Annotated in this window: 21 protein-coding genes; 12 read left to right on the forward strand and 9 right to left on the reverse strand. The window is 69.2% G+C overall.

Annotation, left to right across the window (positions count from 1 at the left end; genetic code table 11):
* Positions 1 to 171: 171 nt before the first annotated feature.
* From ACUDP5_RS13680 to ACUDP5_RS13690, 3 genes are read left to right on the forward strand one after another with little or no spacing between them, the layout of a single operon-like run.
* Entirely contained in the window at positions 172 to 948 is a 777-nt protein-coding gene (locus tag ACUDP5_RS13680; RefSeq protein ID WP_263913364.1) for an IclR family transcriptional regulator, read from the forward strand.
* 5 nt (positions 949 to 953) lie between these two features.
* Positions 954 to 2573: an OPT/YSL family transporter gene (locus tag ACUDP5_RS13685; protein WP_445658990.1), complete on the forward strand. Its 1620-nt coding sequence runs from the start codon at positions 954 to 956 to the stop codon at positions 2571 to 2573.
* Positions 2574 to 2612: 39 nt separating this feature from the next.
* Complete coding sequence (locus ACUDP5_RS13690; protein WP_445658991.1) at positions 2613 to 3554, forward strand: DUF1177 domain-containing protein; 942 nt, start codon at positions 2613 to 2615, stop codon at positions 3552 to 3554.
* A gap of 155 nt (positions 3555 to 3709) precedes the next feature.
* On the opposite strand, the gene ACUDP5_RS13695 is transcribed toward ACUDP5_RS13690, so the two are convergent.
* The gene (locus tag ACUDP5_RS13695; protein WP_263913361.1) at positions 3710 to 4969 is read right to left on the reverse strand and encodes a flavin-containing monooxygenase; all 1260 of its coding nucleotides are present in this window, start codon (positions 4967 to 4969) and stop codon (positions 3710 to 3712) included.
* A 297-nt stretch (positions 4970 to 5266) separates the two neighbouring features.
* Here ACUDP5_RS13695 and ACUDP5_RS13700 point away from each other — a divergent pair, with 297 nt between their 5' ends.
* The 4 genes from ACUDP5_RS13700 (at position 5267) to ACUDP5_RS13715 (ending at position 8901) form a co-directional block, all read left to right on the forward strand.
* Complete coding sequence (locus ACUDP5_RS13700; protein ID WP_263913360.1) at positions 5267 to 6385, forward strand: ABC transporter ATP-binding protein; 1119 nt, start codon at positions 5267 to 5269, stop codon at positions 6383 to 6385.
* Positions 6386 to 6389: 4 nt separating this feature from the next.
* Positions 6390 to 7388, forward strand: a complete 999-nt coding sequence (locus tag ACUDP5_RS13705; protein ID WP_445658992.1) for an NAD(P)H-quinone oxidoreductase — start codon at positions 6390 to 6392, stop codon at positions 7386 to 7388.
* A gap of 65 nt (positions 7389 to 7453) precedes the next feature.
* The gene (locus ACUDP5_RS13710; RefSeq protein ID WP_445658993.1) at positions 7454 to 7933 is read left to right on the forward strand and encodes a type II 3-dehydroquinate dehydratase; all 480 of its coding nucleotides are present in this window, start codon (positions 7454 to 7456) and stop codon (positions 7931 to 7933) included.
* An 11-nt stretch (positions 7934 to 7944) separates the two neighbouring features.
* Positions 7945 to 8901 carry a glyoxylate/hydroxypyruvate reductase A gene (locus ACUDP5_RS13715; RefSeq protein WP_263913357.1) on the forward strand — a complete coding sequence of 319 codons (957 nt, stop codon included), beginning with the start codon at positions 7945 to 7947 and terminating at the stop codon, positions 8899 to 8901.
* A gap of 83 nt (positions 8902 to 8984) precedes the next feature.
* On the opposite strand, the gene ACUDP5_RS13720 is transcribed toward ACUDP5_RS13715, so the two are convergent.
* The 3 genes from ACUDP5_RS13720 to ACUDP5_RS13730 are packed head-to-tail and all read right to left on the reverse strand — an operon-like array spanning position 8985 to position 11696.
* The gene (locus tag ACUDP5_RS13720; protein WP_263913356.1) at positions 8985 to 9800 is read right to left on the reverse strand and encodes an ABC transporter permease; all 816 of its coding nucleotides are present in this window, start codon (positions 9798 to 9800) and stop codon (positions 8985 to 8987) included.
* A gap of 1 nt (position 9801) precedes the next feature.
* The gene (locus ACUDP5_RS13725) at positions 9802 to 10656 is read right to left on the reverse strand and encodes an ABC transporter permease (RefSeq protein ID WP_263913355.1); all 855 of its coding nucleotides are present in this window, start codon (positions 10654 to 10656) and stop codon (positions 9802 to 9804) included.
* A gap of 14 nt (positions 10657 to 10670) precedes the next feature.
* Complete coding sequence (locus ACUDP5_RS13730) at positions 10671 to 11696, reverse strand: polyamine ABC transporter substrate-binding protein (RefSeq protein ID WP_263913354.1); 1026 nt, start codon at positions 11694 to 11696, stop codon at positions 10671 to 10673.
* A 289-nt stretch (positions 11697 to 11985) separates the two neighbouring features.
* On the opposite strand from ACUDP5_RS13730, the gene ACUDP5_RS13735 reads away from it, so the two are divergent.
* From ACUDP5_RS13735 to ACUDP5_RS13755, 5 genes are all read left to right on the forward strand, one after another.
* Complete coding sequence (locus ACUDP5_RS13735) at positions 11986 to 12399, forward strand: RidA family protein (protein ID WP_263913353.1); 414 nt, start codon at positions 11986 to 11988, stop codon at positions 12397 to 12399.
* A gap of 17 nt (positions 12400 to 12416) precedes the next feature.
* Positions 12417 to 13088 carry a DUF1028 domain-containing protein gene (locus ACUDP5_RS13740; RefSeq protein WP_263913352.1) on the forward strand — a complete coding sequence of 224 codons (672 nt, stop codon included), beginning with the start codon at positions 12417 to 12419 and terminating at the stop codon, positions 13086 to 13088.
* 119 nt (positions 13089 to 13207) lie between these two features.
* Complete coding sequence (locus ACUDP5_RS13745) at positions 13208 to 14182, forward strand: LysR substrate-binding domain-containing protein (RefSeq protein WP_263913351.1); 975 nt, start codon at positions 13208 to 13210, stop codon at positions 14180 to 14182.
* A 7-nt stretch (positions 14183 to 14189) separates the two neighbouring features.
* Entirely contained in the window at positions 14190 to 15365 is a 1176-nt protein-coding gene (argE, locus tag ACUDP5_RS13750; protein WP_445658994.1) for an acetylornithine deacetylase, read from the forward strand.
* A 190-nt stretch (positions 15366 to 15555) separates the two neighbouring features.
* Positions 15556 to 19092: an autotransporter domain-containing protein gene (locus tag ACUDP5_RS13755; protein WP_445658995.1), complete on the forward strand. Its 3537-nt coding sequence runs from the start codon at positions 15556 to 15558 to the stop codon at positions 19090 to 19092.
* A 13-nt stretch (positions 19093 to 19105) separates the two neighbouring features.
* Here ACUDP5_RS13755 and ACUDP5_RS13760 read toward each other — a convergent pair whose 3' ends face one another.
* The 5 genes from ACUDP5_RS13760 to ACUDP5_RS13780 are packed head-to-tail and all read right to left on the reverse strand — an operon-like array spanning position 19106 to position 24162.
* Positions 19106 to 20005 carry an SMP-30/gluconolactonase/LRE family protein gene (locus tag ACUDP5_RS13760; RefSeq protein WP_445658996.1) on the reverse strand — a complete coding sequence of 300 codons (900 nt, stop codon included), beginning with the start codon at positions 20003 to 20005 and terminating at the stop codon, positions 19106 to 19108.
* 6 nt (positions 20006 to 20011) lie between these two features.
* The gene (locus ACUDP5_RS13765; RefSeq protein WP_445658997.1) at positions 20012 to 21010 is read right to left on the reverse strand and encodes a Bug family tripartite tricarboxylate transporter substrate binding protein; all 999 of its coding nucleotides are present in this window, start codon (positions 21008 to 21010) and stop codon (positions 20012 to 20014) included.
* Positions 21011 to 21041: 31 nt separating this feature from the next.
* The gene (locus ACUDP5_RS13770; protein ID WP_263913346.1) at positions 21042 to 22022 is read right to left on the reverse strand and encodes a Bug family tripartite tricarboxylate transporter substrate binding protein; all 981 of its coding nucleotides are present in this window, start codon (positions 22020 to 22022) and stop codon (positions 21042 to 21044) included.
* 4 nt (positions 22023 to 22026) lie between these two features.
* A complete protein-coding gene (locus tag ACUDP5_RS13775) occupies positions 22027 to 23223 on the reverse strand; it encodes a CoA transferase (protein WP_263913345.1) in 1197 nt (398 codons plus the stop codon).
* A 12-nt stretch (positions 23224 to 23235) separates the two neighbouring features.
* Entirely contained in the window at positions 23236 to 24162 is a 927-nt protein-coding gene (locus ACUDP5_RS13780) for a hydroxymethylglutaryl-CoA lyase (protein ID WP_263913344.1), read from the reverse strand.
* Between the last annotated feature and the right edge of the window lie 54 nt (positions 24163 to 24216).

The following is a 24216-nucleotide window of genomic DNA, read 5'->3' on the forward strand; positions in this document are numbered from 1 at the left end:
GTGGGCACCCGCCGTCTGCCCCACACCGATGTCGGGTCCGCGACGGGATGGGCCTGCCTGTTCCGCGCGCGGGCAAAGGCCTTCACCTAGGGTTTGTCCTCGTTTCGAGCGCGATCGCCCGGCGTAAAATGAATCCATTAATTGGAACCAAGTCTCATTTTTTGGAACTTTATGGCCTCACTCGAAAACGCCGCCATCATCCTTCGCCTGATCAACACGCTGCATCGCAAGGTCACGGTGACCGATCTGGTCGAGCATCTCGAGATGCCGAAAAGCTCGGCGTCGCGCCTGTTGGCGCAGATGAAGGACCTGGGGCTGCTCGAACGCGAGGAAAGCACGCGCGCCTATGGGCCGGGCGTCATCATTCTTGAACTGTCGCGCCTGGTGCGCGAGACCACCACGCTGTCCGCCCAGATGCAGGACGCCCTGAAGCGGCTTTGCGCCCAAAGCGGCCACACCGGCTACATCTCGGTGCTGGAGGGCAGGGACATCATGGTGCTGCACGTGCAGCCCGGCACCCACCCCTTGCGCGTCACCACCCACCCCGGCCACCGTTCGCCCAGCTGGGCCACGTCCACCGGCCGGGTGCTGCTGGCGCGCGACAGCAACGCGGACGTCGCCAAGCGGCTGGGCAAGTCGCTGCCGTTCATTTCCGACCACGCGCCGCGCACCGTGCAGGACGTGCAGTCGCTGCTGGAGGGCGTGCGGGAATCCGGTTTTGCGGTGGCGATCAACGAAGCCATTCCGGGCGTGGCGTCCATCAGTTGCGCCGTGAGCGATCCGGTGACGATGGAACGCTTTGCCATGTGTCTTTCCTTTCCGGCGGCGCAGGCCGATGCGGCCAGCGTCAAGGCGCTGGCGGCGGCGCTGCTCGCGGAAGCCTCCACCCTGGGCCGGCAGGTTTGCGATCCGGCCTGGGGTTCTCCTGTTCCTGTCAATCAAGTGTGAGCACGATGATCAAGTCCACCCCCCAACCCGCCGTTGAGCCCCATCGCGCTTCGGCACATGAGGGCCCCCCGTCGCATCCCCGGGCACTGTCGCTGTCCAACCTGATTCTGCTGGCCGCGCTGAGCGTGTTCGGCGCCGTGATCGGCATCCAGCTGATCGTCACGCTGGGCGTCACGCCCAATACCTCCATCATCGGCGCGCTGGTGGCGATGATCCTGTCGCGCATTCCCGTGCAGCTGTTGCGGTCGTACCGCTCGGTGCACGCGCAGAACCTGGCGCAGACCGCGATTTCGTCCGCCACTTTCGGCGCCGCCAACAGCCTGCTGCTGCCGCTGGCGATTCCCTATCTGCTGGGCCGCCCCGACATGGTGCTGCCGATGTTCCTGGGCGTGGGCCTGGCGATGCTGCTGGACGCCTACATGCTGTATCGGCTGTTCGGCAGCACGGTGTTTCCGGCCACGGGCGCCTGGCCGCCGGGCGTGGCGGCGGCCGAGGCCATCAAGGCGGGCGACCAGGGCGGCACGCAGGCCAAGCTGCTGGGCCTGGGCATCGTGGTGGGCACCGTGGGCTCGTGGTTCAAGATTCCCATGTCGGCGTTCGGCGTCGCCTTCATCGGCAACATCTGGGCGCTGGCCATGTTCGGCATCGGCTTGCTGCTGCGCGGCTATTCCGAACCCCTGTTCGGCGTCGACATCAGCAAGCAATACATTCCGCACGGCATGATGATCGGCGCGGGCCTGGTGGCGCTGGTGCAGGTGGTGATAGTGATGCGCAGCAAGTCCGGCCCCAAGGCCAGCGGCCCGACCGGCCCCAGCGTGGGCAGCAGCCTGCGGCTGGGCGGCGTGGGCTACATCCTGCTGTCCGCCGGCATTTCGGTGCTGGCCGGGCTGTATGCCGACATGTCGGTGCCGATGCTGCTGGGCTTTATTCTGTACGCGGCCTTTGCTGCGCTGGTGCATGAACTGATCGTGGGCATCGCGGCCATGCACTCGGGGTGGTTTCCGGCGTTTGCGGTGGCCCTGATCACGTTGCTGCTGGGCCTGTTGATCGGCTTTCCGCCGCACGCGCTGGCGATTCTGTGCGGCTTTTCGGTGGCCACTGGCCCGGCCTTTGCCGACATGGGCTACGACCTGAAGGCCGGCTACATGCTGCGCGGCAACGGCGCCGACATGGCGCTGGAACTCGAAGGGCGCAAGCAGCAGCTGATCGCCGCGATGCTGGCCTTCCTGATTGCCATTCCGGTGGTGTATTTCAGCTACGGCGCGCTGTTCGACGGCGGCCAGCTGCCGCCGGTGGCCAAGGTGTATGTGGCCACCATCAACGCCGGCGCCACCCCGGGCATTGCCCACCTGCTGCTGCTCTGGGCCATACCCGGCGCCGTCATCCAGTTGATCGGCGGCCCCAAGCGCCAGCTGGGCGTGCTGCTGGCCACGGGCCTGTTGATCGCCAATCCGCTGGCCGGCTGGGCCGTGGCGGCCGGCATCGTGCTGCGCCTGCTGATCGAAAAGGTCGGCGGCGACAAGCACCGCAACCACATGGAAGTGTTTGCCGGGGGCATCATCGCCGGCGACGCCATCTTCAGTTTCTTCAACGCCACCATTACCTCGCATTTTGGCAAGAAGTGATTTTCCCTTCTTGTTGTCTTACCCAGAAAGGAACCCGTCGTGAGTCTTTCCCAAACCTTGCAGGCCTTTGAAGCGCTGGACAGCGCGTACGCGTCCGGCGACACCGTGGCCCGGCTGCTGGCCCCGTACCCGAAGGCCAGCGTCACCGTCACCCAGATCCGCGGGGACCATGGCTCGACCGATTTCGTGCGCGTGGTGATTCCCGGCGCCCAGGGCAAGCGCGCCGGCGGGTCCGCGCCCACGCTGGGCATCGTCGGGCGCCTGGGCGGCATCGGCGCGCGGCCCAGCCGCCTGGGCCTGGTGTCCGACGGCGACGGCGCCGTGGCGGCGGTGGCCGCCGCGCTGAAGCTGGCGCACATGCAGTCGCAGGGCGACGTGCTGGCCGGCGACGTGATCGTGGGCACGCACATCTGCCCTGACGCGCCCACCCGCCCGCACCAGCCGGTGGACTTCATGGATTCGCCCGTGGACATGAAGGCCATGAACGACCATGAACTGAGCGACGAGATGGACGCCGTGCTGTCGATCGACACCACCAAGGGCAACCGCATCATCAACCACAAGGGCTTTGCGCTGTCGCCCACGGTGAAGCAGGGCTACATCCTGCGGATGTCGGAAGACCTGCTGCGCATCATGGAGTCGACCACGGGCCGCCCGGCCGCGACCTTTCCGATCTCGATCCAGGACATCACGCCGTACGACAACGGCGTGTATCACCTGAATAGCATCCTGCAGCCTTCGGTGGCCACCTCGGCGCCGGTGGTGGGCGTGGCCATCACGGCCGAAACCGTGGTGCCCGGCTGCGGCACGGGCGCCAGCCACGAGGTCGACATCGCCGCGGCCGCCAAGTTTGCCGTGGAAGTCGCCAAGGAATTCACCCAGGGCAAGTGCCAGTTCTTCGACCGCGAAGAATTCGCCTTGCTGCAAAGCCTGTACGGCTCGCTGGCGCACTTGCAGGGCGCCCAGGTCGCCCAGCACTGACACGCCGGCGCCTTGCCCTGTCCACGTCCAGCCCGGCTGGGCCCCATCACCATCGGCCAGGCGCCGCGGTCCGGCATCACGCCGAGGCTGGCGTGATGCGTGGGCGTGAGGCGGGGGCCGGCCGCCGGCGTCGGCCGCCCGCGCCGCCCCGTGGCCTAGCGCCCCGTTTCCTGCTCGTACGCCAGGTAGTTCAGGTGGATGCCGATATGGTCGGCAAGGTACTTCGCGTCGTGCCACACCCCCCAGATGAACGAGGACGAGCGGTTGCTCTGGTTCGGCAGGCCCAGGAAGTAGATGCCTTTTTCGCCGGTGATGCCGCGCTTGTGCACCGGGTAGCCCTGGTCGTCCAGGATGTCGGCCTCGATCCAGCGGTAGTCCACCTTGAAGCCGGTGGCCCAGACGATGGCGGTGATGCCGGCGGCGGCCAGGTCCAGGCTCAGGATCGGGTCCGTGAGGCAGGCCGGGTCGTCCAGCAGCTTCCAGGCGTCGGGCTCGGGCGGCAGGTCCAGGCCGTTCTGTTCGATATAGGCGTCGGCCTCGCGCAGCACTTCGAAGTAGTCGGCGTCGCCCTGGGCGATGTTGCGGGCCAGGCCTTCGTCAAAGCGCATCACGCCGTTCTCGAAGTCGCGGGTGATGCCGACCAGTTCGATGCCGCTGTGCGCCAGGCGGCGAAAGTCGATGGTCTTGCCGTTGTCGTAGCCGCTGACCGCGAAGGCCACGTGTTCGCGCTTGGGCTTTTTCTTGACCTCGTCCCACATGCCCAGGGCGCCCAGCCACCAGCAATAGTCGCGGCCGCGGTAGGCGCGCGGAGGGCGGTAGTGCTCGCCCACCGACAGATAGACCTGGCGGCCGGCGCGGCGCAATTCCTCGGCAATCTGCGAGCCGGACGCGCCCGCGCCCACCACCAGCACGGCGCCGTCCACGAGCTGGCCGGGATTCTTGTAGGCCGATGAATGCAGCTGCTGCAGGCCGGACTCGGCCGGCACGATGGCGGGATAGCTGGGAATCTGGAAGGCGCCGGTCGCGACGACGACGTGGCGCGCGTCGATCTCGCCGGCCGAGGTGCTGACGGTAAAGCCGGGCCGCTTCTGGTTGCGCTGCACGCGCAGCACCTCGACGCCGGTGCGCACCGGGGCGCCGATCATCCTGGCGTAGTCCTCGAAGTAGCGCGCCATGCGTTCCTTGGGCGGAAAGACGTCTGCGCCCACGTCGTCGAACTTCAGGTTGGGAAAGCGGTCGTGCCAGGCCGGGCCGTTGGCGACCAGGGAATCCCAGCGCTCCGAGCGCCAGCGTTCGGCGATGCGCTTGCGTTCGAGCACGAGGTGGTCGATGCCCATCGCGCCCAGGTGTTCGCTCATTGCAATGCCGGCCTGGCCGGCGCCGATGACCAGGGTGTTGGTTGTTTCCACTGACATGTTTTTCCTGAGAAGAAGCATGAGCGCCTGTGCCCATGGATGAGGCGCAGTGTGGGCCAGATGCCCGCGCTTGATAACTTGGTTTTTTGGACGCAAGGCTTAGGAAAAAGCAAATCACTGGCCGGCACGCGCGGGCGTCGCGGCGTTTCGTTTTTTCCGATGGTCCGCCTCGGTATCCACAAACGGCCGGCCGGGCCGGCCTCACTTATGCTGCAAGCCAGCGTGTCCCCGCGGCGTCGCCGCGGCGCGCGCGTTGTGCGCATTTCCGAGAACCCAGCCGAAGATTCCCCAGCCGCCATGCAGAACAGCCCCGTGTCCCCGAAGTCGTCCAGTGCGGTCAGCCTGGAAGGCGTGGTCAAGAAGTACCGCCAGCAGACGGTGCTGCACGAGTTGTCGCTGAAGATACGGCGGGGGGAATTCCTGACGCTGCTGGGGCCGTCGGGCTGCGGCAAGACCACCTTGCTGAACCTGATCGCCGGGTTTGCCGAACCGGACAATGGCGAGGTCTTCATCGAGGATCAACTGGTGACGGATCTGCCGCCGTACCAGCGCCAGATCGGCATCGTGTTCCAGAACTACGCGCTGTTTCCGCACATGACGGTGGAACGCAATATCGGCTATGGCCTGCGCATGCGCCGGGTCGCGCCCGACGAGATCGCCCGCCGGGTGGCCGAGGCGATGGCGCTGGTGAAGCTGGACGGGCTGGGCCAGCGCCGGCCGCGCGAGTTGTCCGGCGGCCAGCAGCAGCGCGTGGCGCTGGCGCGGGCCCTGGTGATCCAGCCCAAGGTGCTGCTGCTGGACGAGCCGTTTTCCGCGCTGGACAAGGGCTTGCGCGGCGCGATGCAAGTCGAGATTCGCGACATCCAGCGCCGGCTGGGCGTGACCACCGTGTTCGTCACCCACGACCAGGGCGAGGCGCTGGCCATGTCGGACCGCATTGCCGTGATGTCCGGCGGCGTGATCCGGCAGATCGCCACGCCCGACGAGCTGTACCGCAACCCGCAGGACCCGTTCGTGGCCTCGTTCCTGGGCGACGTGAACATTCTGCCCGCGCACTATCACGGCGCCGATCCCGACGGCCTGGTGCTGCGGCTGGGCGCCGGGTTGATCCGCGTGCCGCGCGAGCGGCTGGTGGGCGGCTCGCACGAGGGGCGGCGGCTGGACATCTACGTGCGGCCCGAACAGATCCAGCTGGAAGCCCTGCACGGCGATTCGGTCTTGAGCGGCACGGTGGTCAACCACGTGTTCCAGGGCGACCATATCGATTCGTACATCGACGTCGATATTCCGGTGGCCGGGCGCCAGCGGGTGATGGTGCGCAGCGCCGGACTGGACGCGCCACGCCGCTGGCCGGTGGGCGCGGTGACGGGCCTGGCGCTGCCCGGCCAGGGCGTCAGTGTGTTCGATGCGTCGTAACGCCATGGACGCACGGCCGACCACCATGCAGGCCGTCGTGGCCCGCGAACCCGGCGACGCCGGGGTGCTGACCCTGGCCACGCGGCCGGTGCCGCAGCCCGGCCCCGGCGAGGTGCTGCTGCGGGTGCGGGCCGCCGGCGTCAATCGCCCCGACATCATGCAGCGCCAGGGCCTGGCGCGGCCCGCGCCCGGCGTGTCCGATGTCCTGGGCCTGGAGGCCTGCGGCGAGGTGGCCGCCTGCGGCCCGGGCGTGCCGGAAACCCTGCACGGCCGCCGCCTGATGAGCCTGCTGCCCGGCGGGGGCTACGCGCCGTGGTGCGTGGCGCGCGTCGACCACTCCTTTCCCGTGCCGGACCGCCTGAGCGACGACGAGGCCGCGGCCTTGCCCGAGGGGCTGTTCACCGTCTGGCACAACCTGTTCGAACTGGGGCGCCTGCGCCTGGGCGAGACCGTGCTGATCCACGGCGCGGCCGGCGGCATCGGCACGCTGGCGCTGCGCATGGCGCATGCGGCCGGCGCCCGCGTCATCGCCACCGCCGGCCGGGCCGAACGCCTGGCGGCCCTGCGCGAGCTGGGCGCGACCCACGCGCTGTGCTATCGCGACATCGACTTCGTGGCAGCCTGCCTGGACCTGACGCAAGGGCGGGGCGTGGACGTGGTGCTGGACGTGGTGGGCGGCGATTACGTGCGGCGCAATCTGCAGGCGCTGGCCTTTGGCGGCCGCCACGTCAGCCTGTCGTTCTTGCAGGGGTCGACGGTGTCGCTCGACCTGCTGGTGCTGATGCAGAAGCAGCTGAGCCTGCATTCGTCGACCCTGCGGCCGCAAAGCGCGGCGGAAAAAACCCGCATGGCGCAGGCGATCGGCCGGCATGTGCTGCCGCTGGTGGCCGACGGCCGCGTGGCGCCGCGGCTGCATGCCCAGTTGCCGCTGGCCGAGGCGGCCGATGCGCACCGCCTGCTGGAAAGCGGCGCGGTATTCGGCAAGGTGGTGCTGCGGCCCTGAACCGCCAGGCGCCATCCGGCCCACCCGCCATCCCCCATTCCTACGACCCTTCAAGGCCCTTGCCCATGACTTCCCCGACCCCGACCGGCGCAACGTCCCATGACGACGTGATCTGGTTTGTCAATGGTCCCAACGCCAACCTGTACGGGCTGGACGCCAACAAGACCTACGGCAGCGACAGCTTTCCCACGCTGCAAGCGCGCTGCGAGCGCCGCGCGGCCAGCCTGGGCCTGGGGCTGCGTTTCGTGCAGTCGAACCACGAAGGCCAACTGGTCGACTGGATCCAGGAGGCGCGGGGCACGGCGCCCGGCCTCATCATCAACGCCGCCGGCCTGACCTATTCGTCGGTGCCCATCCTGGACGCGCTGCTGGCGTTTCCCGGCCGCATCATCGAAGTGCACATGAGCAATATCTGGCGGCGCGAGCCGTTTCGCCACCACTCGTACATCTCGAAGGCGGCCGACGGCGTCATCGCCGGCCTGGGCGGCGACGGCTACGAGCTGGCCATCGAGGCCATGGCGCGCCTGATCGCGCGGCCGGCGTGAGGGGCGCGCCGATGCCGCACCCGACGCCGACGCCCGCGGGCGCGCTGGTGTTCTACAGCGACTTCGACGACTTCGGCGCCTGGCGCCAGGCCTTGCAGGCCCGCTTGCCGGGCTTGCGCATCCTGCATGCCCGCGAGGTCGCGGACCCGGCGGACGTCCATTACGCCCTGGCCTGGAAGCCGCCCGCCGGCTTTTTCGCCGGCATGCCCAACCTGCGCCTGATCATCAACCTGGGCGCCGGCGTGGATTCGCTGGTGGGGCGCGACGACCTGCCGGCCGGGGTGCCGGTGACGCGCATCACCGATCCGGACATGGCCCGCATGATGGCCGGCTACGTGCTGTTCGCCACCTTGCGCCATGCGCGCGACATTCCGTGGTTCGAGGCGGCGCAGCGCCGCGGCGAATGGGCCTATCGCCATCCCCGCGCGCCGGCGGATATCCGCGTGGCGGTGCTGGGCCTGGGCGAACTGGGCGCGCATGCCGCCCAGGAACTGCAACGCCAGGGCCTGACGGTGCTGGGCTGGTCGCGCCGCCCGCGCGACATCCCGGGGGTGCAATGCCACGCCGGGCTCGAAGCGCTGGATGGGGTGATCGCCCAGGCCGACATCCTGGTGCTCATGCTGCCGCTGACCCCGCAGACCCGCGGCCTGCTCGACCGCGAACGCCTGCAGCGCCTGCCGCGCGGCGCGGCGCTGGTCAACGTGGCGCGCGGCGCGCTGGTGGACCAGGCCGCGCTGACCGAGCTGCTGCAAAGCGGCCATCTCGGCGCTGCCACGCTGGACGTGTTCGAACGCGAGCCGTTGCCGGCCGATGACCCGCTGTGGCGCATGGACAATGTGCTGATCACGCCGCACCTGGCGTCCGTGGCCATTCCGGCGTCCGCCGCGGCCCAGATCGCCGCCAACATCGTCCGCGTGTCGCGGGGCGAGGCGCCGCTCAACCAGGTGGAGCCGGCGCGCGGCTATTGAGCGGGGCCAAAGCGGCAGCGGCAAAAAGGGGCGGGGCGGGATGAAAATCCCGCCCCGCCTTGCGTGGCCTGGGCCATCGCCCGTCAGCGCGTGTCTTCGATGTTCAGGATGCGGCCCAGCCCCAGGAAGTAGTTGGCAAAGGCCAGCAGGCTGGCGGTCACGGCGATGTAGACCACCGACAGCGCGGCCAGCGTCGGGTCGGCGAATTCGCGCACGTAGTTGTACATGGCTACCGGCAGCGTCTGGGTCGCCTGCGTCGTCACGAACAGGGACGCGGTGAATTCGCTGAAGGACATGATGGCGGCGAACAGCCAGCCGCCGAACAGCCCCGGCGCCAGCAGCGGCACGGTCACCGTAAGCAGCACCTTCAGCGGCGAGGCGCCCAGGCTGGCCGCGGCCTGTTCCAGGCGTTCGTCGATGTTCTCCATCGACACGTAGACGCTGCGCATGACGAAGGGCAGCACCAGCATCACGTGGCACAGGATCACCAGGCCGTAGCCCCGGTCCATGTCCAGCTGGGCGACCAGGATCAACAGGCCCAGCCCCAGCGTGAAGTGCGGGATCACCAGCGGCGACAGGAGAACCGCCTGCAACAGGTCCTTGCCGGGAAAGCCCATGCGCTTGACGGCAATGGCCAGCGCGGTGCCGATGACCAGCGCCAGGGACGAGGCCCACCCCACCACCACCAGGCTGGCGCGAAAGCCCTGCTGGAAGTCCGGATAGGTGAACACCCGCTGGAACCAGCGCAACGACCACTGCTCGGGCGGAAAGCTGAGCAAGGCCTTGTCGTTGAACGAGGCCAGCGTCACGACGACGACGGGCAGCAGGACGAAGGCCAGCAGCGCGGCGACCAGCAGCGGCGCGCCCAGGCGCAGGGACAGGGGAAGTCTGTGGGCCATGTCAGTGGGCTCCCAGGGCTTTGAGGCGGCGGGTGGCGCGGCCCAGCAAGACCAGCGCCAGGACCGTCAAGGCCAGGCCGGAGATGCTCAGGCTGGCGGCCAGCGGAAAGTTCATCGACGAGAATCCCAGCTGATAGACCAGGGTGGAGACGGTGGGCACGCGGCCGCCGCCGATCATCTGCGGGGTGGCGAAGGCGCTGAACGTCCAGGCGAAGGCGGTCGTGATGCTGGCGATGATGCCGGGCATGGACAGCGGCAGCGTCACCGTCAGGAAGGTGCGCACGGGTCCGGCGCCCAGGCTCTGGGCGGCTTTTTCGTAGTCGCGGTCGATGTGGGAAATGGCGGTGGCCAGCATCAGCACCACCACGGGAATGGTCACGTGCACCAGGGCGATCAGGACGCCCAGGTGGGTGAACATCAGGCCCAGCGGCTGCTCGATCAGGCCCAGCTTGCGCAGCACCGTATTGATGAAGCCGTTGTTGCCCAGCACGATGATCCACGAATAGGTGCGCACGATCTCGCCCAGGAACAGCGGCGTGATCGAGATGATGAGGATGGACGATTTCAGCAGGCGGTTGCGCACGCGCACCAGGGCGTAGGCCAGCGGGTAGGCCGCCAGCAGCGAGAACACGGTGGTCTCGATGCTGAGCAGCAGCGTGTTGGCGAAGGCCGTCAGGTAGACCGGCCCGCCCAGGCCCGAGAAGTTCTCCAGCGTCAGTCCGCCCACCGCCATCGAACCGGGGATGAAGGTTCGCACGCTGAACTGCAGCACCGCGGCCATGGCCACGACGATGCACAGGGCAATGAAGCCCGCGGGCGAAATCAGCCATCCCCTCAGGCCGGAGCGGGTAGTCATGGCGGGCCCGGCCATCAGTTCATCAGGTTTTCGGTGAACCACTTGCGCCAGGTGGCCGTCTTTTCGGCGCGCAGCTTGTCATCGATGACGATGGCCTGTTTGTCCCACTGTTCCTGGGTGGTGAAGACGCCGGGCAAGGCGGCGTCTTCGGCCGAGACCTTGGCGTTGGTGACGACCGGGCTGGCTTTCTTGTAGGCGACGATCTTGGACTGCACCTCGGGCGAGAGCGCGATGTTCATGAATTTGTAGGCCAGGTCGGTCTTGGCGCTGCCTTTCATGATGCCCATGGTATCGATGCCGAGCACCGCGCCTTCCTTGGGCATCGCGACCTTGATCGGCACGCCCTGGCCGATCATGTAGTAGGCGTTCATCGACAGCAGGATTTCCACGGGCGTTTCACCGGTCGAGATCAACTGCTGGCTGTTGGCGTCGTTGGTGTAGAACGCCTTGAAATTGGGCTTCAGGGCCTTGAGCTTGTCCGTCCCTTTTTCCCAGGTGGCGGCATCGCCGCCCGACAGCAGTGCCGCCACGGTGATGATGTGGCTGGGGTCGAAGTCCGGCGCCGACAGCTTGGCCTTGAGCGCCGGGTTCCACAGGTCGTTCCAGCTGCTGAACGTGATGTCTTTCGGCACCAGGTCGGGGCGGTAGCCGATGGTGTAGACGTAGGCCCAGCTGCCCACGTGGTAGGGGCTGACCTTGGCGCGAGCCACCAGGTTGGCGTAGTTGGGCACCTTGGCGGTGTCGAGCTTTTCGAACAGGCCGCCGTCGACGTACAGCCAGCCGATGTGCGAGGTGGTGAACGTGATGTCGCTTTCGGGCGTCTTGGCCAGCTTGGCCTTGTTCAGCCGGTCGATGGTGCCGCCGGTGACGTATTTGACCGGCACGCCCGTCTGCCGGGTGAATTCCTTGCCGATGTTCTCGTCGATCAGGTCGCGGAAACTGCCGCCCCAGGTGCTGACCACGAGCGCATCTTCGGCCCAGGCCACGTTGGCCATCAGCACGGTGGAAAAAAGACCGGCTACGGTAAGTTGTCGAAGCATTGCAAACCCCTTGAGTGTTTTGTATCCGCCGAACGCCGCCGACTGGAGCCCAGATGATGGAAGAGGGGGGCGGCGCGGGCCAAGTCGCCTTTTCCTTAGGCCTGGCTCGCAATTCCTGAGGCGCCGCGTAAACCCGCGAGGCGGGTGGCCGGGTCGGAATTTCCGAGACCGCCCCCCGGAAAAAACAAATAGGCGACACGCGCCGCCCGATCCGAAGATGGAGTCCCGGCCCGCCTCGCGGGTTTGCCATCACGCGGCGCCGCCCGTCGGCCCCTTCTGCAGAAGAGTCATGAAACACAAGCGCATCCGCCCCTTCAACACCAAAGTCACGTACCCGGAACAGAACCTGGACAACGACCTGTGCCAGGCCGTGGTCGCCCGGGGCAGCACGGTCTTCCTGCGCGGCCAGATCGGCCAGAACCTGGATACCTCTGAAAGCGTCTGCATCGGCGACGCCGCGGGCCAGGCCGAACAGGCCATGGCCAACATCGCCATGCTGCTCAAGGAAGCGGGCGGCGACGTGCAGGACATCTGCAAGATCACCATCTACCTGGTCGACCCGCGCTACCGCGAGGCGGTCTACCGGGTGGTGGGCCGCTGGCTCAAGGGCGTGTTTCCGGTGTCGACCGGCATCGTGGTGTCGGCGCTGGCCCGGCCCGAATGGCTGGTCGAGATCGACGCCACCGCCGTCATTGCCGACTGACTTTCACGAGGCCTGCCATGACCTTCTCGATCATTGCCCGTTGTCCGGCGACCGGCCAGTTCGGCGCCGCCGTGTCGTCGTCCTCGCCCGCGGTGGCGGCGCGCTGCGTGCGCGTTCGCGCCGGCGTGGGGGCGGCGGTCAGCCAGAACATCACCGACCCCGCGCTGGGGCCCCTGGCCCTGGATGCGATGGCAGCCGGGCACACGCCGGCCCAGGCGCTGGCGGCCCTGCGGCAACGGCCGTTCATCGACTACCGGCAATTGATGGCCATCGATGCCGTCCATCCGCCCGCCGTTTTCACGGGCGCCAGTGCGTTGGGCACGCTGGCCAGCGCGGCGGGCGAGCACGCCGCCTGCGCCGGCAACATGCTGGCCTCGCAAGCCGTGCCGGCCGCGATGCTGGCGGCATTCGAGCGCGCCGAGGGGCCGCTGGCCGAACGGCTGATGCTGGCCTTGCTGGCGGGCGAGGCGGCCGGCGGCGAAGCCGGGCCCGTGCATTCGGCCGGGTTGCTGGTGTGCCAGGACCTGGATTGGCCGATGGTCGACCTGCGGATGGACTGGGTCGAAGACGGCCCGGTGCAGGCGCTGTATGCGGCCTGGGGCATCTACGCACCGCAGATCGACGCCTATCTGGCCCGCGCCCGGGACCCCCGCGAGGCGCCCAGCTTCGGCGTGCCGGGCGATCTGTGAGCGCCGCCATGGACGTTCCCTGAGGAAAGCCTTGCCCGGCGTTGCGCGGCAAGGGGATACTTTGCCAGACCCTTGCCCGCGCCGGCCGGCCTTACGACCCCGTTTCCTCAAGTTGGACCATGCTCAATCGCATTTCCCTGCGCCAGATGGAATATTTCGTGGCGACCGCCAAGCACGGCAGCATTGCCGCGGCGTCCGCCCAGATCCATATCTCGCCGCCGTCGATATCGGCCGCCATCGCCCACATCGAGACCGAGCTGGGCGTGCAGCTGTTCGTGCGCCATCCGTCCAAGGGACTGGCCCTGACGCCGCTGGGCCAGCAAGTCATGCAGGAATGCGAAGACCTGCTCGAACGCGCCTCGAAACTGTACGAGATCGCGTCCGATTCCCACGACACCATCCAGGGCGTGCTGCGCGTGGGGTGCTTCCAGCCGTTGGCCGCCATGATCGCGCCCGAGGTCATCTTCGGGTTTTCGCGGGCGTTCGAGAAGGTCGAGCTGCACATGGCCGAAGGCGACCAGCAGGAACTCATCAACCGCCTGCACCTGCTCGAGATCGACGTGGCCATCACCTACGACCTGCAACTGGGCGACGAGATCAGCTTCGAGACGCTGGCGCACATGCCGCCGCACGTGCTGGTGAGCGAGCTGCATCCGCTGGCCCAGCAGATCGCCGTCACGCTGGACGAGCTGGCGCAGCTGCCGATGGTGCTGCTGGACCTGCCGATGAGCCGCGAGTACTTCCTGTCGCTGTTCGCCAAGGCCGGCCTGCAGCCCAACATCGTGGCCCGGTCGCGTTCCGAAGACGTGGTGCGTTCGATGGTTGCCAACGGCATCGGCTACGCGCTGTTCAACGTGCGCCCCAAGTCGACCCAGTCGCTGGACGGCAAGCGGCTGGTGCGCCTGCGCCTGGCCGGCGAGCAGCGGCCGATGCTGCTGGGGCTGGCGACGTACCGGCCGATGAAGCCGTCGCGCCTGACCCAGGCCTTCATGCAGCGCTGCCGCGCCTATATTTCGGACCAGTACATTCCGGGCATGAGCGCGGCCAGTTTCTTCGACCCCTACATGTCCGGCCCCCCCGGGACCGCATCCTGAGTCCTCCATGTCCCGTTCCCTTCCTTCAGGCAGCCTGGCGCTGCTGCGCGAACTGATCGCGTTTCCGTCCGTCACCCTGACGCCCAATGCCGGCCTGATGGACCGCGTGCAGGAGGTGCTGGCGCTGGCGGGCGTCGAGTCGTGGCGCGTGCCCGATCCGCAGGATGCCAGCCGCTGCAACCTGTTTGCCAGCGTCGGCCCGCGCGACGAGGCGGGCATCTTGCTGTCGGGGCATACCGACGTGGTGCCGGTGCAGGGCCAACCCTGGACCACGCCGCCGTTCCAGGCCACCGAGCGCGACGGCCGCCTGTACGGCCGCGGCGCCGCCGACATGAAGGGGTTCGTCGCGTGCGCGGTGATGGCCCTGGTGCGTGCCGCACAGCAGCCGTTGAAGCGGCCGCTGCTGCTGGCCCTGTCGTTCGACGAGGAAATCGGCTGCGTCGGCGTGCGGCATCTGCTGCGCGCACTGCAAGACATGCAGCCGCAGCCCTTGCTGTGCGTGGTGGGCGAGCCCACGCTGATGCAGATCGGCACCGGCCACAAGGGCAAGGCCGCCTATCGCGCCCGCTGCTGCGGCCAGGCCGGGCATTCGGGGCTGGCGCCGCGTTTCGTCAACGCCATCCACACCGCGGCCGACCTGGTCGATGCGCTGCGCGACGTGCAGCGCGAATTGGCCGACGCCGGCCCGCGCGAGCCCGGCTACGCCATTCCCTATTCGACCGTTCACGCGGGCACCATCCATGGCGGCACGGCGCTGAACATCGTGCCGGCCGATTGCGAAGTGAGCTTCGAGATCCGCAACATCGCGCAGGACGATCCCGGGCAGATCCTGGAGCGGGTGCGGGCCCGTACCCAGGCGCGGATGCGCGCCCACCATGCCTTGCCCGACGCCGCACCGCCCGAGATCGAGGCGGGCAACAGCTATCCCGGCCTGTCGGTGCCGGACGATGCGCCGGCGGTACGCCTGCTGGCCTCGATGCTGCCCGCCGGCACGCCATGCACCAAGGTGGCCTTCGGTACCGAAGGCGGCCTGTTCGGTCAGCTGTGGACCCAGACCGCGGTGCTGGTCTGCGGCCCGGGCAGCATCGACGTGGCGCACAAGGCCGACGAATACGTCGAGCTGGCGCAGATCGATGCCTGCGACGCCATGATGGCGCAGTTGACGGCGTATCTCTGCGCCTGACGGGGCGCCTGGCGCGGCCGCGACCGCGCAATTGAAACAATTCGCCATTTTTGCGTGCCGCTTTTAAAATCGCCAGCGGCTTGGCGACCGCGGCGGCGCGCGCATTCGCGTGCACCGGGGCAGGCAACCGCACCTCGTCCAATGGGTACCCGCGGCCCCACCCGCGCGACACCCCCTACGCTCGCACGATATGAAAAAAACCTGTATCCACCGCCTGGCATTGACCACCGCCATCCTCTCGACGCTGCCGCCCTGGCCTGCGCTGGGGGCGCCGGGCGACATCATCAGCGGCGGCGGCCAGGGGGGCAAGGGCGCCGACTTCAGCAATGGCAACGGCGGGGCGGGCGGCGCCGGGGGCCTGGCGGGCGGGGGCGGTGGCGGCGGTGGCGGTCAGGGGGGCGTCATGCCGACCACGCGCGTCAATGGCGGTGACGGGGGGGCTGGCGCGACGCTGTCGACCTCGGCCACCGCCGGTCTGAATGGCGAAAACTCCGGCTCGGCGGCGGGCGGCATGGGCGGCTTTGTCCAGGGCCCGGACCTGACTTCGGCCGGGAGCGGGGGCGGCGGCGCCGGATCCCTGGGGGGCCCGGGCGGGCGCGGGGGCGATAGCATCACGCCCTTCGGCAACGGCAATCTGAACAGCACGCCCAACACGGTATTGTCCAGCGGCGTGTTTGGCACGACGGGCCTGAGTGGCGAAGAGAAAGGGTTCGGCGCAGGGGGCGGCGGCGGTGGCGGCGGTCAGGGGGGGCTGGTGCTGACGGCACCGGGCGCCGCGCTCGAAACGGCAGGCCAATCGATCGGCGGCGGCAGCGGTGCCGCCGGCACGCTTGCGGGCGGCGGCGGCGGGGGCGGCGGCGCCGCGCTGGTGCTGGTGGGCGGCGGCACCATCCGGAATACCGGCTCGGCCATCGTGGGCGGCTCGGGCGGTGCGGCTGACGGGGGCATTGCCGCAGGAGGGGGATCGGGAGGCGCGGGCGTCTTCCTCTTCGACGGCGGCACCCTGTTCAACAATGCGGGCATCGTCCAGGGCGGATCCGGGGGCAATTCCAGTAATGCCACGGGCGGCAGCGGCGGTGCGGGCGTACTCGCCAACCGCGGCACGATCACCAACCTGGCCACCATCGTCGGCGCCGCCGCGGGCGCGGGCAGCGATGGCGGCACGGGCGGCGACGGGGTCGTCGCCAATGGCACCGCCGTCACCAATGCGGCGGGCGCCCAGATCTCGGGCGGCCGGGGCGGGTCATCGGTCGGCACCTCGGCCCTGGCCGGCCCGGGCGGCGCCGGCGTGCGCTTCATCAATACCGGCGGGTCGCTGGTCAACGCCGGCAGCATCCAGGGCGGCAATGGCGGATCGACCTCGAACTTTCCCACGGGCAGCGGCGGCGCGGCGGTGATCGGACAGGGCGGCGTGCAGGTCACCAACCGCGGCACGCTGTCCGCCGGCCAGGACAGCTTTGGCGGACGCGCCAACGCCGTGGCGTTCAGCGGCGGCGGCAATCGCCTGACGCTGGAGGCCGGGTCCCTCGTCATCGGCAACGTCGTCAGCAGCAGCGGCGGCGGCCCCTCGGGCGACGTGCTGGCGTTGGGCGGCGACACGACCGATGCCACCACCACCTTCGACGCCGGCCAACTGGGGGCCTTCGGCAGCGGCCGCGCGTACCAAGGCTTTGAAAACCTGCAAAAAACCGGCGCCAGCCTGTGGACCTTGACGGGCGGCACGAGCCAGATCACATCGTGGACCCTGTCAGGCGGCACGCTGGCGATCGGCTCGGATGCCGCGCTGGGCGGCCCGGCTGGCACCGTGGCCTTCGATGGCGGCGTGCTGCGCAACACGGCGGCGGTCGTGGCCACGCGGTCGTTCGAGGTGCAAGCGGGAGGCGGCACGCTGGAGACGCAGCAGCCCCTGACGCTGCTGGGCGCGCTTGGCGGTAGCGGCGCGCTGCGCAAGACGGGCGCGGCCGCGCTGATCTTGAATGGGGTCAGCTCATATTCCGGCGCTTTCGACATCCAGGCGGGCAGGGTGGTGGTGGGCGACGCGACCCATGCGGGCGCGGTCCTGCCCGGCGCCGTGACCGTGGGCAACGGCGCCATCCTGGGCGGGCAGGGCACGGTGGGCAGCCTCGTCGTGGCGGCCGGCGGCAGGGTGGCGCCGGGCAATCCCCTGGGCACGCTGACGGTGACGGGCAACCTCACGCTGGCGCCGGGGTCGGTGTACCTGGTCGATGTCGATTCCGGCTCGTCGGCCAGCGACCGGCTTGCCGTCGGCGGCACGGCCACCCTGGGCGGATCGGTCGTACACGTCGGGCCGGACGGCAATTTCAGCACGTCGCGCGACTACGTGATCGTCACGGCGGCGGGCGGCGTGACCGGCAGTTTCCAGAGCGTCGCCAGCCAATACGCCTTTCTGGAGCCGCAACTGCGCTATGACGCGAACGCCGTCACGCTGCGGATGCCGCTCAAGCAGGTGCCCGGCGACCCGGGGGCGGGCAATGGCGGCAATGAGGGCAACGGCGGCGAGGGCGGCTCCGGCGGCAATGGCGGCAATGGTGGCGGCACCCGGCCGATCCGCTTTGCCGACGCCGCGCAGACGCGCAACCAGCGCGCCGTTGCCAATGCCGTACAGACCCTGCCGCAAGACAATGCGGTGTACGCGCGGGTCCTGAACCTGCCGGTGGGGGCGCCCCCGGCTGCCTTCGACGCCCTGTCGGGCGAAGTGCATGCCAGCACCACCGCGCTGCTGCGCGGCATAGGTGACACCGTGGCCAGCCTGCCCGTGGACCACCTGCGAGCCAACCTGTACGCCGGTCGCCTGCCCGGCGCGCCGACCGCGCAGCGCGAGACGGGCGGCGCCACCGCGGGCGACGGCGCGGCCTTGCCGCGGTCTGCCGCGCAACCGCTATGGGCCCAGGTGTTCGGCAACTGGCGCACGCTGGGCGGCAACGGCAGTGCCGGGCGGGTGAGCGATGCCGACGGCGGCCTGTTCGTGGGAGGAGACTTTGCGGCAGGCGGCGGCTGGCGCCTGGGCGGCGCCGTCGGCTACACCGGCAGCCATGCCTCGCTGCACGACCGCGCGTCGACCACCGACGTCGACAGCTACAGCGCCACGCTTTATGGCGGCAAGGCGTTCCAGGCCGGGCCGGGGCAGATCGAATGGACGGCCGGCGCCGCCTACACCTGGCACGACATCGCCACGCGCCGCGACACCGGCGCCGCCGGGCTGAACCAGACGCTGAAGGCCGATTACCGCGGCGGCACCGCGCAGGTGTTCACCGAGCTGGGTTTTCGCGTGCCTTTGAACGAGCGCATCGCGCTGCAGCCGTTCGCGGGCATCAACTACAGCAACCTGCGCACGCGCGGCTTCTCGGAATCGGGCGGCTCGGCCGCGCTGGACGGCGCCAGCCAGCGCAGCGCCATCACCACCACCACGCTCGGCTTGCGCGGCGAGGCGCGCTTCGACTCCGCCGGCATGCCGGGCCGTGTGCACGCCATGGCCGGCTGGCGCCACGCCTTCGGCAGCCTGGAGCCCGCCACCACGCTGGCGTTCGCCGACAGCGTGCCTTTCACGGTCGCCGGCGCACCGCTGGCGCAGGACGCGGCCGTCATCGGGCTGGGCGTCGACATGCGGCTGGCCAAGTCGACCACCGTCGGCGTGGCCTACAACGGCCAATTCGGCGGCAGCAACCGCCAGAACGCAGGCAGCCTGAACCTGGCCTGGCAGTTCTGAGCGACCCGCGGCGCTACGGCGCCGGCAATCGGGCCGTCAACACGACCCCGGTGGCGGACTCGGTCATCACCACGGCATTGCCATCGGGCGTGAGGGCGATGTTGGTGACGGTCTGGCCAGCGGGGCTGCGCAGGAAGTGCGTGACGTTGCCGCGGGCATCCAGCAGGAAGGCCCCGCCCAGGCTGGCGTGCGCGACCAGCAGGCCGCCTTGCGGCGTCAGCGCCAGTCCGTCCGGGCCGCTGCTGCCGAAGAACGTCTGGAAGGCGCCCATCTTGCTGAGGGCGCCGTCGCCCAGCAGCGGTGCGCGCCACACCTGGTTGGCGCGGGTCACGGCCACGTAGAGCGTGCGGGCCTGGGGGTCGACCGCGATGCCGTTGGGGCTGGGCGCGTTGCCGAGCAGCAGGTCGAGCCGGCCGCTGGCGCAATCGTAGCGATAGACCCGGCCGCTGGGGTCGTGCAGGCCGGTCTGCCCCTGGTCGGTGAAATACAGGCGGCCGGCGGCGTCGAACACCAGGTCGTTGACGCCCTTGAACGACTCGCTGTTGCGATGGCCAAGCAGGGTATCGATGCGGCCGCTTTGCGGCTCGCAGCGCAGGATGCCCAGGCGGTAGTCGGCAATCCAGAGGCTGCCGTCCGCGTGCCGTGCCAGCCCGTTGGGCCAGCCGCCCGTCTGCGCGACCACGTGCCAGTCACCGCCGCCGTCCAGGCAGAGGATGCGGCCGTGCGCAATATCGGTCACGTAAAGGCGGCCCTGGGGGTCGAACACGGGCCCTTCGAGAAAGCTGTCGACTACGTGGCCGGGCTTGTTGGCCTCGGCCCAGGCGCTGGCTTGGGGCAAGCGCAGTGCCTGGGGCAGGCTGGACAGCACGCTGGCCTGGATGACCACCGGCGGGGTGAAGTTCATGTTCCACATGGCGGATCACTCGGGCTTGATGCCGACGCGCTTGCCGACGTCGGCCCAGAGCGCGACCTGCTCGTTGACGTACGCGCTGAACTGCGCGGGCGACATATCGCGATGGCGAGCGCCCTGGTCGACCAGCTGCTTGCGCAGGGCGGGATCGTTCATCACCTGGCCGACCAGCGCGTTCATCTGCTGCACGATGGCGTCGGGCGTGCCTTTGGGGGCCGCCAGCCCGAACCAGTTCAGGACCTGGTACGAGGGCAGGCCGGCCTGCGCGAAGGTGGGCACCTGCGGCAGGGTTTCGAGCCGGCTTTCGCCGGTGACGGCCAGCGCGCGCACCCGCCCGCCCTGCACGGGCGCAATGGCGGTCGGAGCCGCCGTGATCAGCATGTCGATCTGCCCGGCCATGACGTCGGCCAAGGCCGCGCCCGCGCCCCGATAGGGAATATGGGTGAGCGAGATGCCGGCCTCGCTCTTGAACACTTCGGCGGCCAGGTGGGTGGAACTGGCCTGTCCGCCCGAACCGAAGTTGAGCTTGGCCGGATGCGCCTTGGCGTACTGGACCAGGTCTTGCAAGGTCTTGAACGGCGACGTTTCGGGCACGATCAGCACCAGCGGCGTCTCGATGATTTCCGCGACGTGCACCAGGTCTTGACGGTGGTCCCACGGCAGCTTGGCGAACAGCAGCGGCAGCATGGTGTAGGTCGTGTCGGTGACCAGGAAGGCGCTGCCGTCGGCCGGCGAGCGCGTCACGTCCAGGGTGCCGATCGTGCCCGAGGCCCCGGTCTTGTTTTCGACGATGAACGTCTTGCCGGTCAGTTCCGACAAGCGCTGCGCCACCTGGCGTCCGGCGTAATCGGTGGTGCCGCCCGGTGAATAGGGCACCACCAGGCGCACGGGCTTGGCCGGCCAGTCAGCCGCCGCGGCGCACAGGGGCGTCAGGACGCTGGCGGCCAGCGCCAGGCTGGCGCACAGGCGGGCAGCCCGCCCGCGCGGGTTGCAGGGTATTGCATGCATGAGAATGTCTCCGTTTTTTTGTCGGGGCGGCTCAGGTGGCCGTCTGGATGCCCGCTTCGCGAATCAGCCGGGCCCACTTCTGTTGTTCTTCCTGGATGTAGCGCCGGGCCGCGTCGGGCGTGCCGCCCAGGGCGGTGCTGCCTTCGGCCGTGAACATCGCCACGGTGGCCGGATCCGCCAGCACGTTCACGAGCGTGGCGTTGAGACGGTCGATGATGTCCGCGGGGGTGCCGGCGGGCGCCACCACCGCCTTCCAGTCCACGGCGGCAAAGCCGTCATAGCCGGACTCGGCCACGGTCGGCACGTCGGGCAGGATCGGCACGCGGGCCGGCGCGGTGACGGCCAGGGGGCGCAACAATTTGCCCTTGAGCATTTCCTGCGCGGCCTGGGGCGTGGCGAACATGTAGTCCGTATTGCCGCCGAGCAGGTCGTTCAGGGCCGGCGCCGCGCCCCGGTACGGCACATTCAGCACCTTGAAGCCGGCCTGGTAAGCCAGCAATTCGCCGGCCAGGTGGCCCACCGTGCCCGAGCCGGCCAGCGCCTGCTTGAGCGCGCCGGGCGCCGCCTTGCCCTCTCGCACCAGGTCCGCGAGGGTCTTCCAGCGGGCATCCGCCTTCACCACCAGCACCACCGGCAGCGAGGCCACCAGGATCACCGGCGCGAAGTCCTTGGCGGGGTCGAAGGGCACGTTGGGCATCAAGGCGGGGTTGATGGCCAGGTTGGCGGTCTGGCCCAAGGCCAGCGTCAGGCCGTCGGGCTTGGACTTGGCCACCAGGTCCAGGCCGATGTTGCCGCTGGCGCCGGGGCGGTTCTCGACCACGACGGACCAGCCCGTCGCGCCGGTGGTCTTGGCGGCGATGGCGCGCGCCACCGTATCGGTGCCGCCGCCAGGCGTGTAGGGAACGATGAAGCGCACCGGGCGGCCGTTGGGGTAGGCGCCGGCGGCGCGCAGCGGCAGCGCCGCGGCGCACAGGGCGGCGCCGACGAAGGCGCGGCGGGTAAGCGTAAACATGGGGTCAGTCTCCTTGGGCTATTTGACGGGCCTTGAGGGCCTCTATCTCTTGTTCGCTGTAGCCGACGCTGGCCAGCAGCGCGTCGGTGTGTTGGCCGGCGGCGGGCGGTTGCAGCCGGATGCCGGGTTGCATGCCATCGAGCGTGAAGGGCGCCAGCGGCACCTTCGACATGCGGCCGTCGCCCAGCGCGATCGGCGCCAGGCCACCGGTGCAGGCCAGGTGGGGGTCATCGAAGAGGTCTTCCGGCCGCGTGATCGGCGCATACGGCAGGCCCTCGCGCTCGAACACGGCGGCCAGCGCCGCCGCCGGGTATTGGGCCATGCGGCTGCGCAGGATCGGCATGAGCCACTCGCGTGCCTGCACCCGGTCGTTGTTCGACTGCAGGCGCGGATCGCCGCGCAGGTCCGCCAGCTGCAGCGCATCGCAAAAGAGGGCCCATTGCTTGTCGCTCACGACCGCCAGGAAGATCTGTTCGCCGTCCTTCACCGTGAAGACGTCGTACACGGCCCAGGCCGAGATGCGGCTGGGCATGGGGGCGGGCGGACGGCCCGTCATGGCGTACTGCATCATGTGCTGGCCGACCAGGAAGACGTTGTTCTCGAACAGCGACGCCTGGACCTCGCCGCCCATGCCGGTGCTGTCGCGCCGGGCCAGGGCGGCCATCGCGCCGATCGCGCCGAACATGCCGCCCATGATGTCGTTGACGCTGGAGCCGGCACGCAGGGGGTCGCCGCTGCGCCCGGTCATGTAGGCCAGGCCGCCCATCATCTGCACCACCTCGTCCAGCGCCGTACGCTGTTCGTACGGCCCCGGCAGGAACCCTTTGTGGCTGACGTAGATGAGGCGCGGATGGGCCTCGCGCAGCGAGGCGTAGTCCAGGCCGAGCCGGGCCATGACGCCCGGCTTGAAGTTCTCGCTGACGACGTCGGCCGAGGCGATCAGGCGCCGGGCCGCTTCACGGCCGTCGGCCTGCTTCAGGTCAAGGACGATGCTCTTCTTGTTGCGGTTGAACATGGGGAAAAAGCCCGCGCCGGAGCCGAGCAGCCGCCGGGTGCTGTCGCCGCCGGGCGGTTCGACCTTGATCACTTCGGCGCCCAGGTCGCCCAGGATCATGCCGCAGGTGGGTCCCATGACCATGTGTGTGAATTCGACGACGCGCACGCCTTCATACGGCAGGCGGGACGGGGGGGTGCCAGTCATGTGTGTCCTGATTCAGTGGGAGGGCGCAAAGCCCTTGGGCAGGCCCGCGTCCGGGGTCATGCCGTAGAGCGGTTCGCCCGGCAGGCCGGCCGCCAGCGGGGCGCGCGCGGCAAACAGGGCGGCCAGGTCGATGCCGGTGGCGACGGCCATGGCCTCGAACATGAAGACCAGGTCTTCGGTGACCACGTTGCCCGACGCGCCGGGCGCGTAGGGGCAGCCGCCCAGGCCGCCCAGTGAACTGTCGAAGGTGCGCACGCCTTCGTCATAGGCGGCCAGGCAATTGGCCAGCCCCAGGCCGCGCGTGTTGTGCAGGTGGGCCGCGCCGGCGTGCTCGCCGAGTTCCTGCCGCAGGCGGCGAAACCGCCGTCGCACCTGCGCCGGATTGGCATAGCCGACCGTGTCCGACAGACCGGATTCGTCGGCGCCGGCGGCAATGCATTGCACCGCCAGCCGGATCACGTCGTCTTCGGCCACCTCGCCCTGCAAGGTGCAGCCGAAGGCGGTGGAAATGCCGGCCTCCAGCTTCACGCCGGGCGCGATGTCGTCGCGCAGCCGGGCGATGGCGCGGACTTCTTCCACCATGTCTTCGGGCGTCTTGCGCACGTTCGCCAGCGAATGGGCCCGGCTGGCGGACACGGGCAGGGTGAGTTTGTGCACGCCGGCAGCCAGCGCCGCCTGCGCGCCGCGCAGATTGGGCACCAGCGCCATGACGGTAAGCCCGGGATGGGTCAGGGCATGACGCACGACCTCGGCGGCATCGGCCATCTGCGGCAGCAGCCGTGCCGGCACGAATGACGCCACTTCGATTTCACGGAGGCCGGCGGCCACCAGCGCGTCGATCCAGCGGCACTTTGCCTCGGTCGGCATGGTGGCCTTGACGGATTGCAGGCCGTCGCGCGGACCGACTTCGCTGATCAGGACGGAAGGCGGAGGGGGCATTCAAGTCTCCTGGAAAAGGATTATTTATTCTATCTAATAGAATCTTATTCTTTA

Source organism: Achromobacter sp. NCFB-sbj8-Ac1-l, assembly GCF_052695805.1.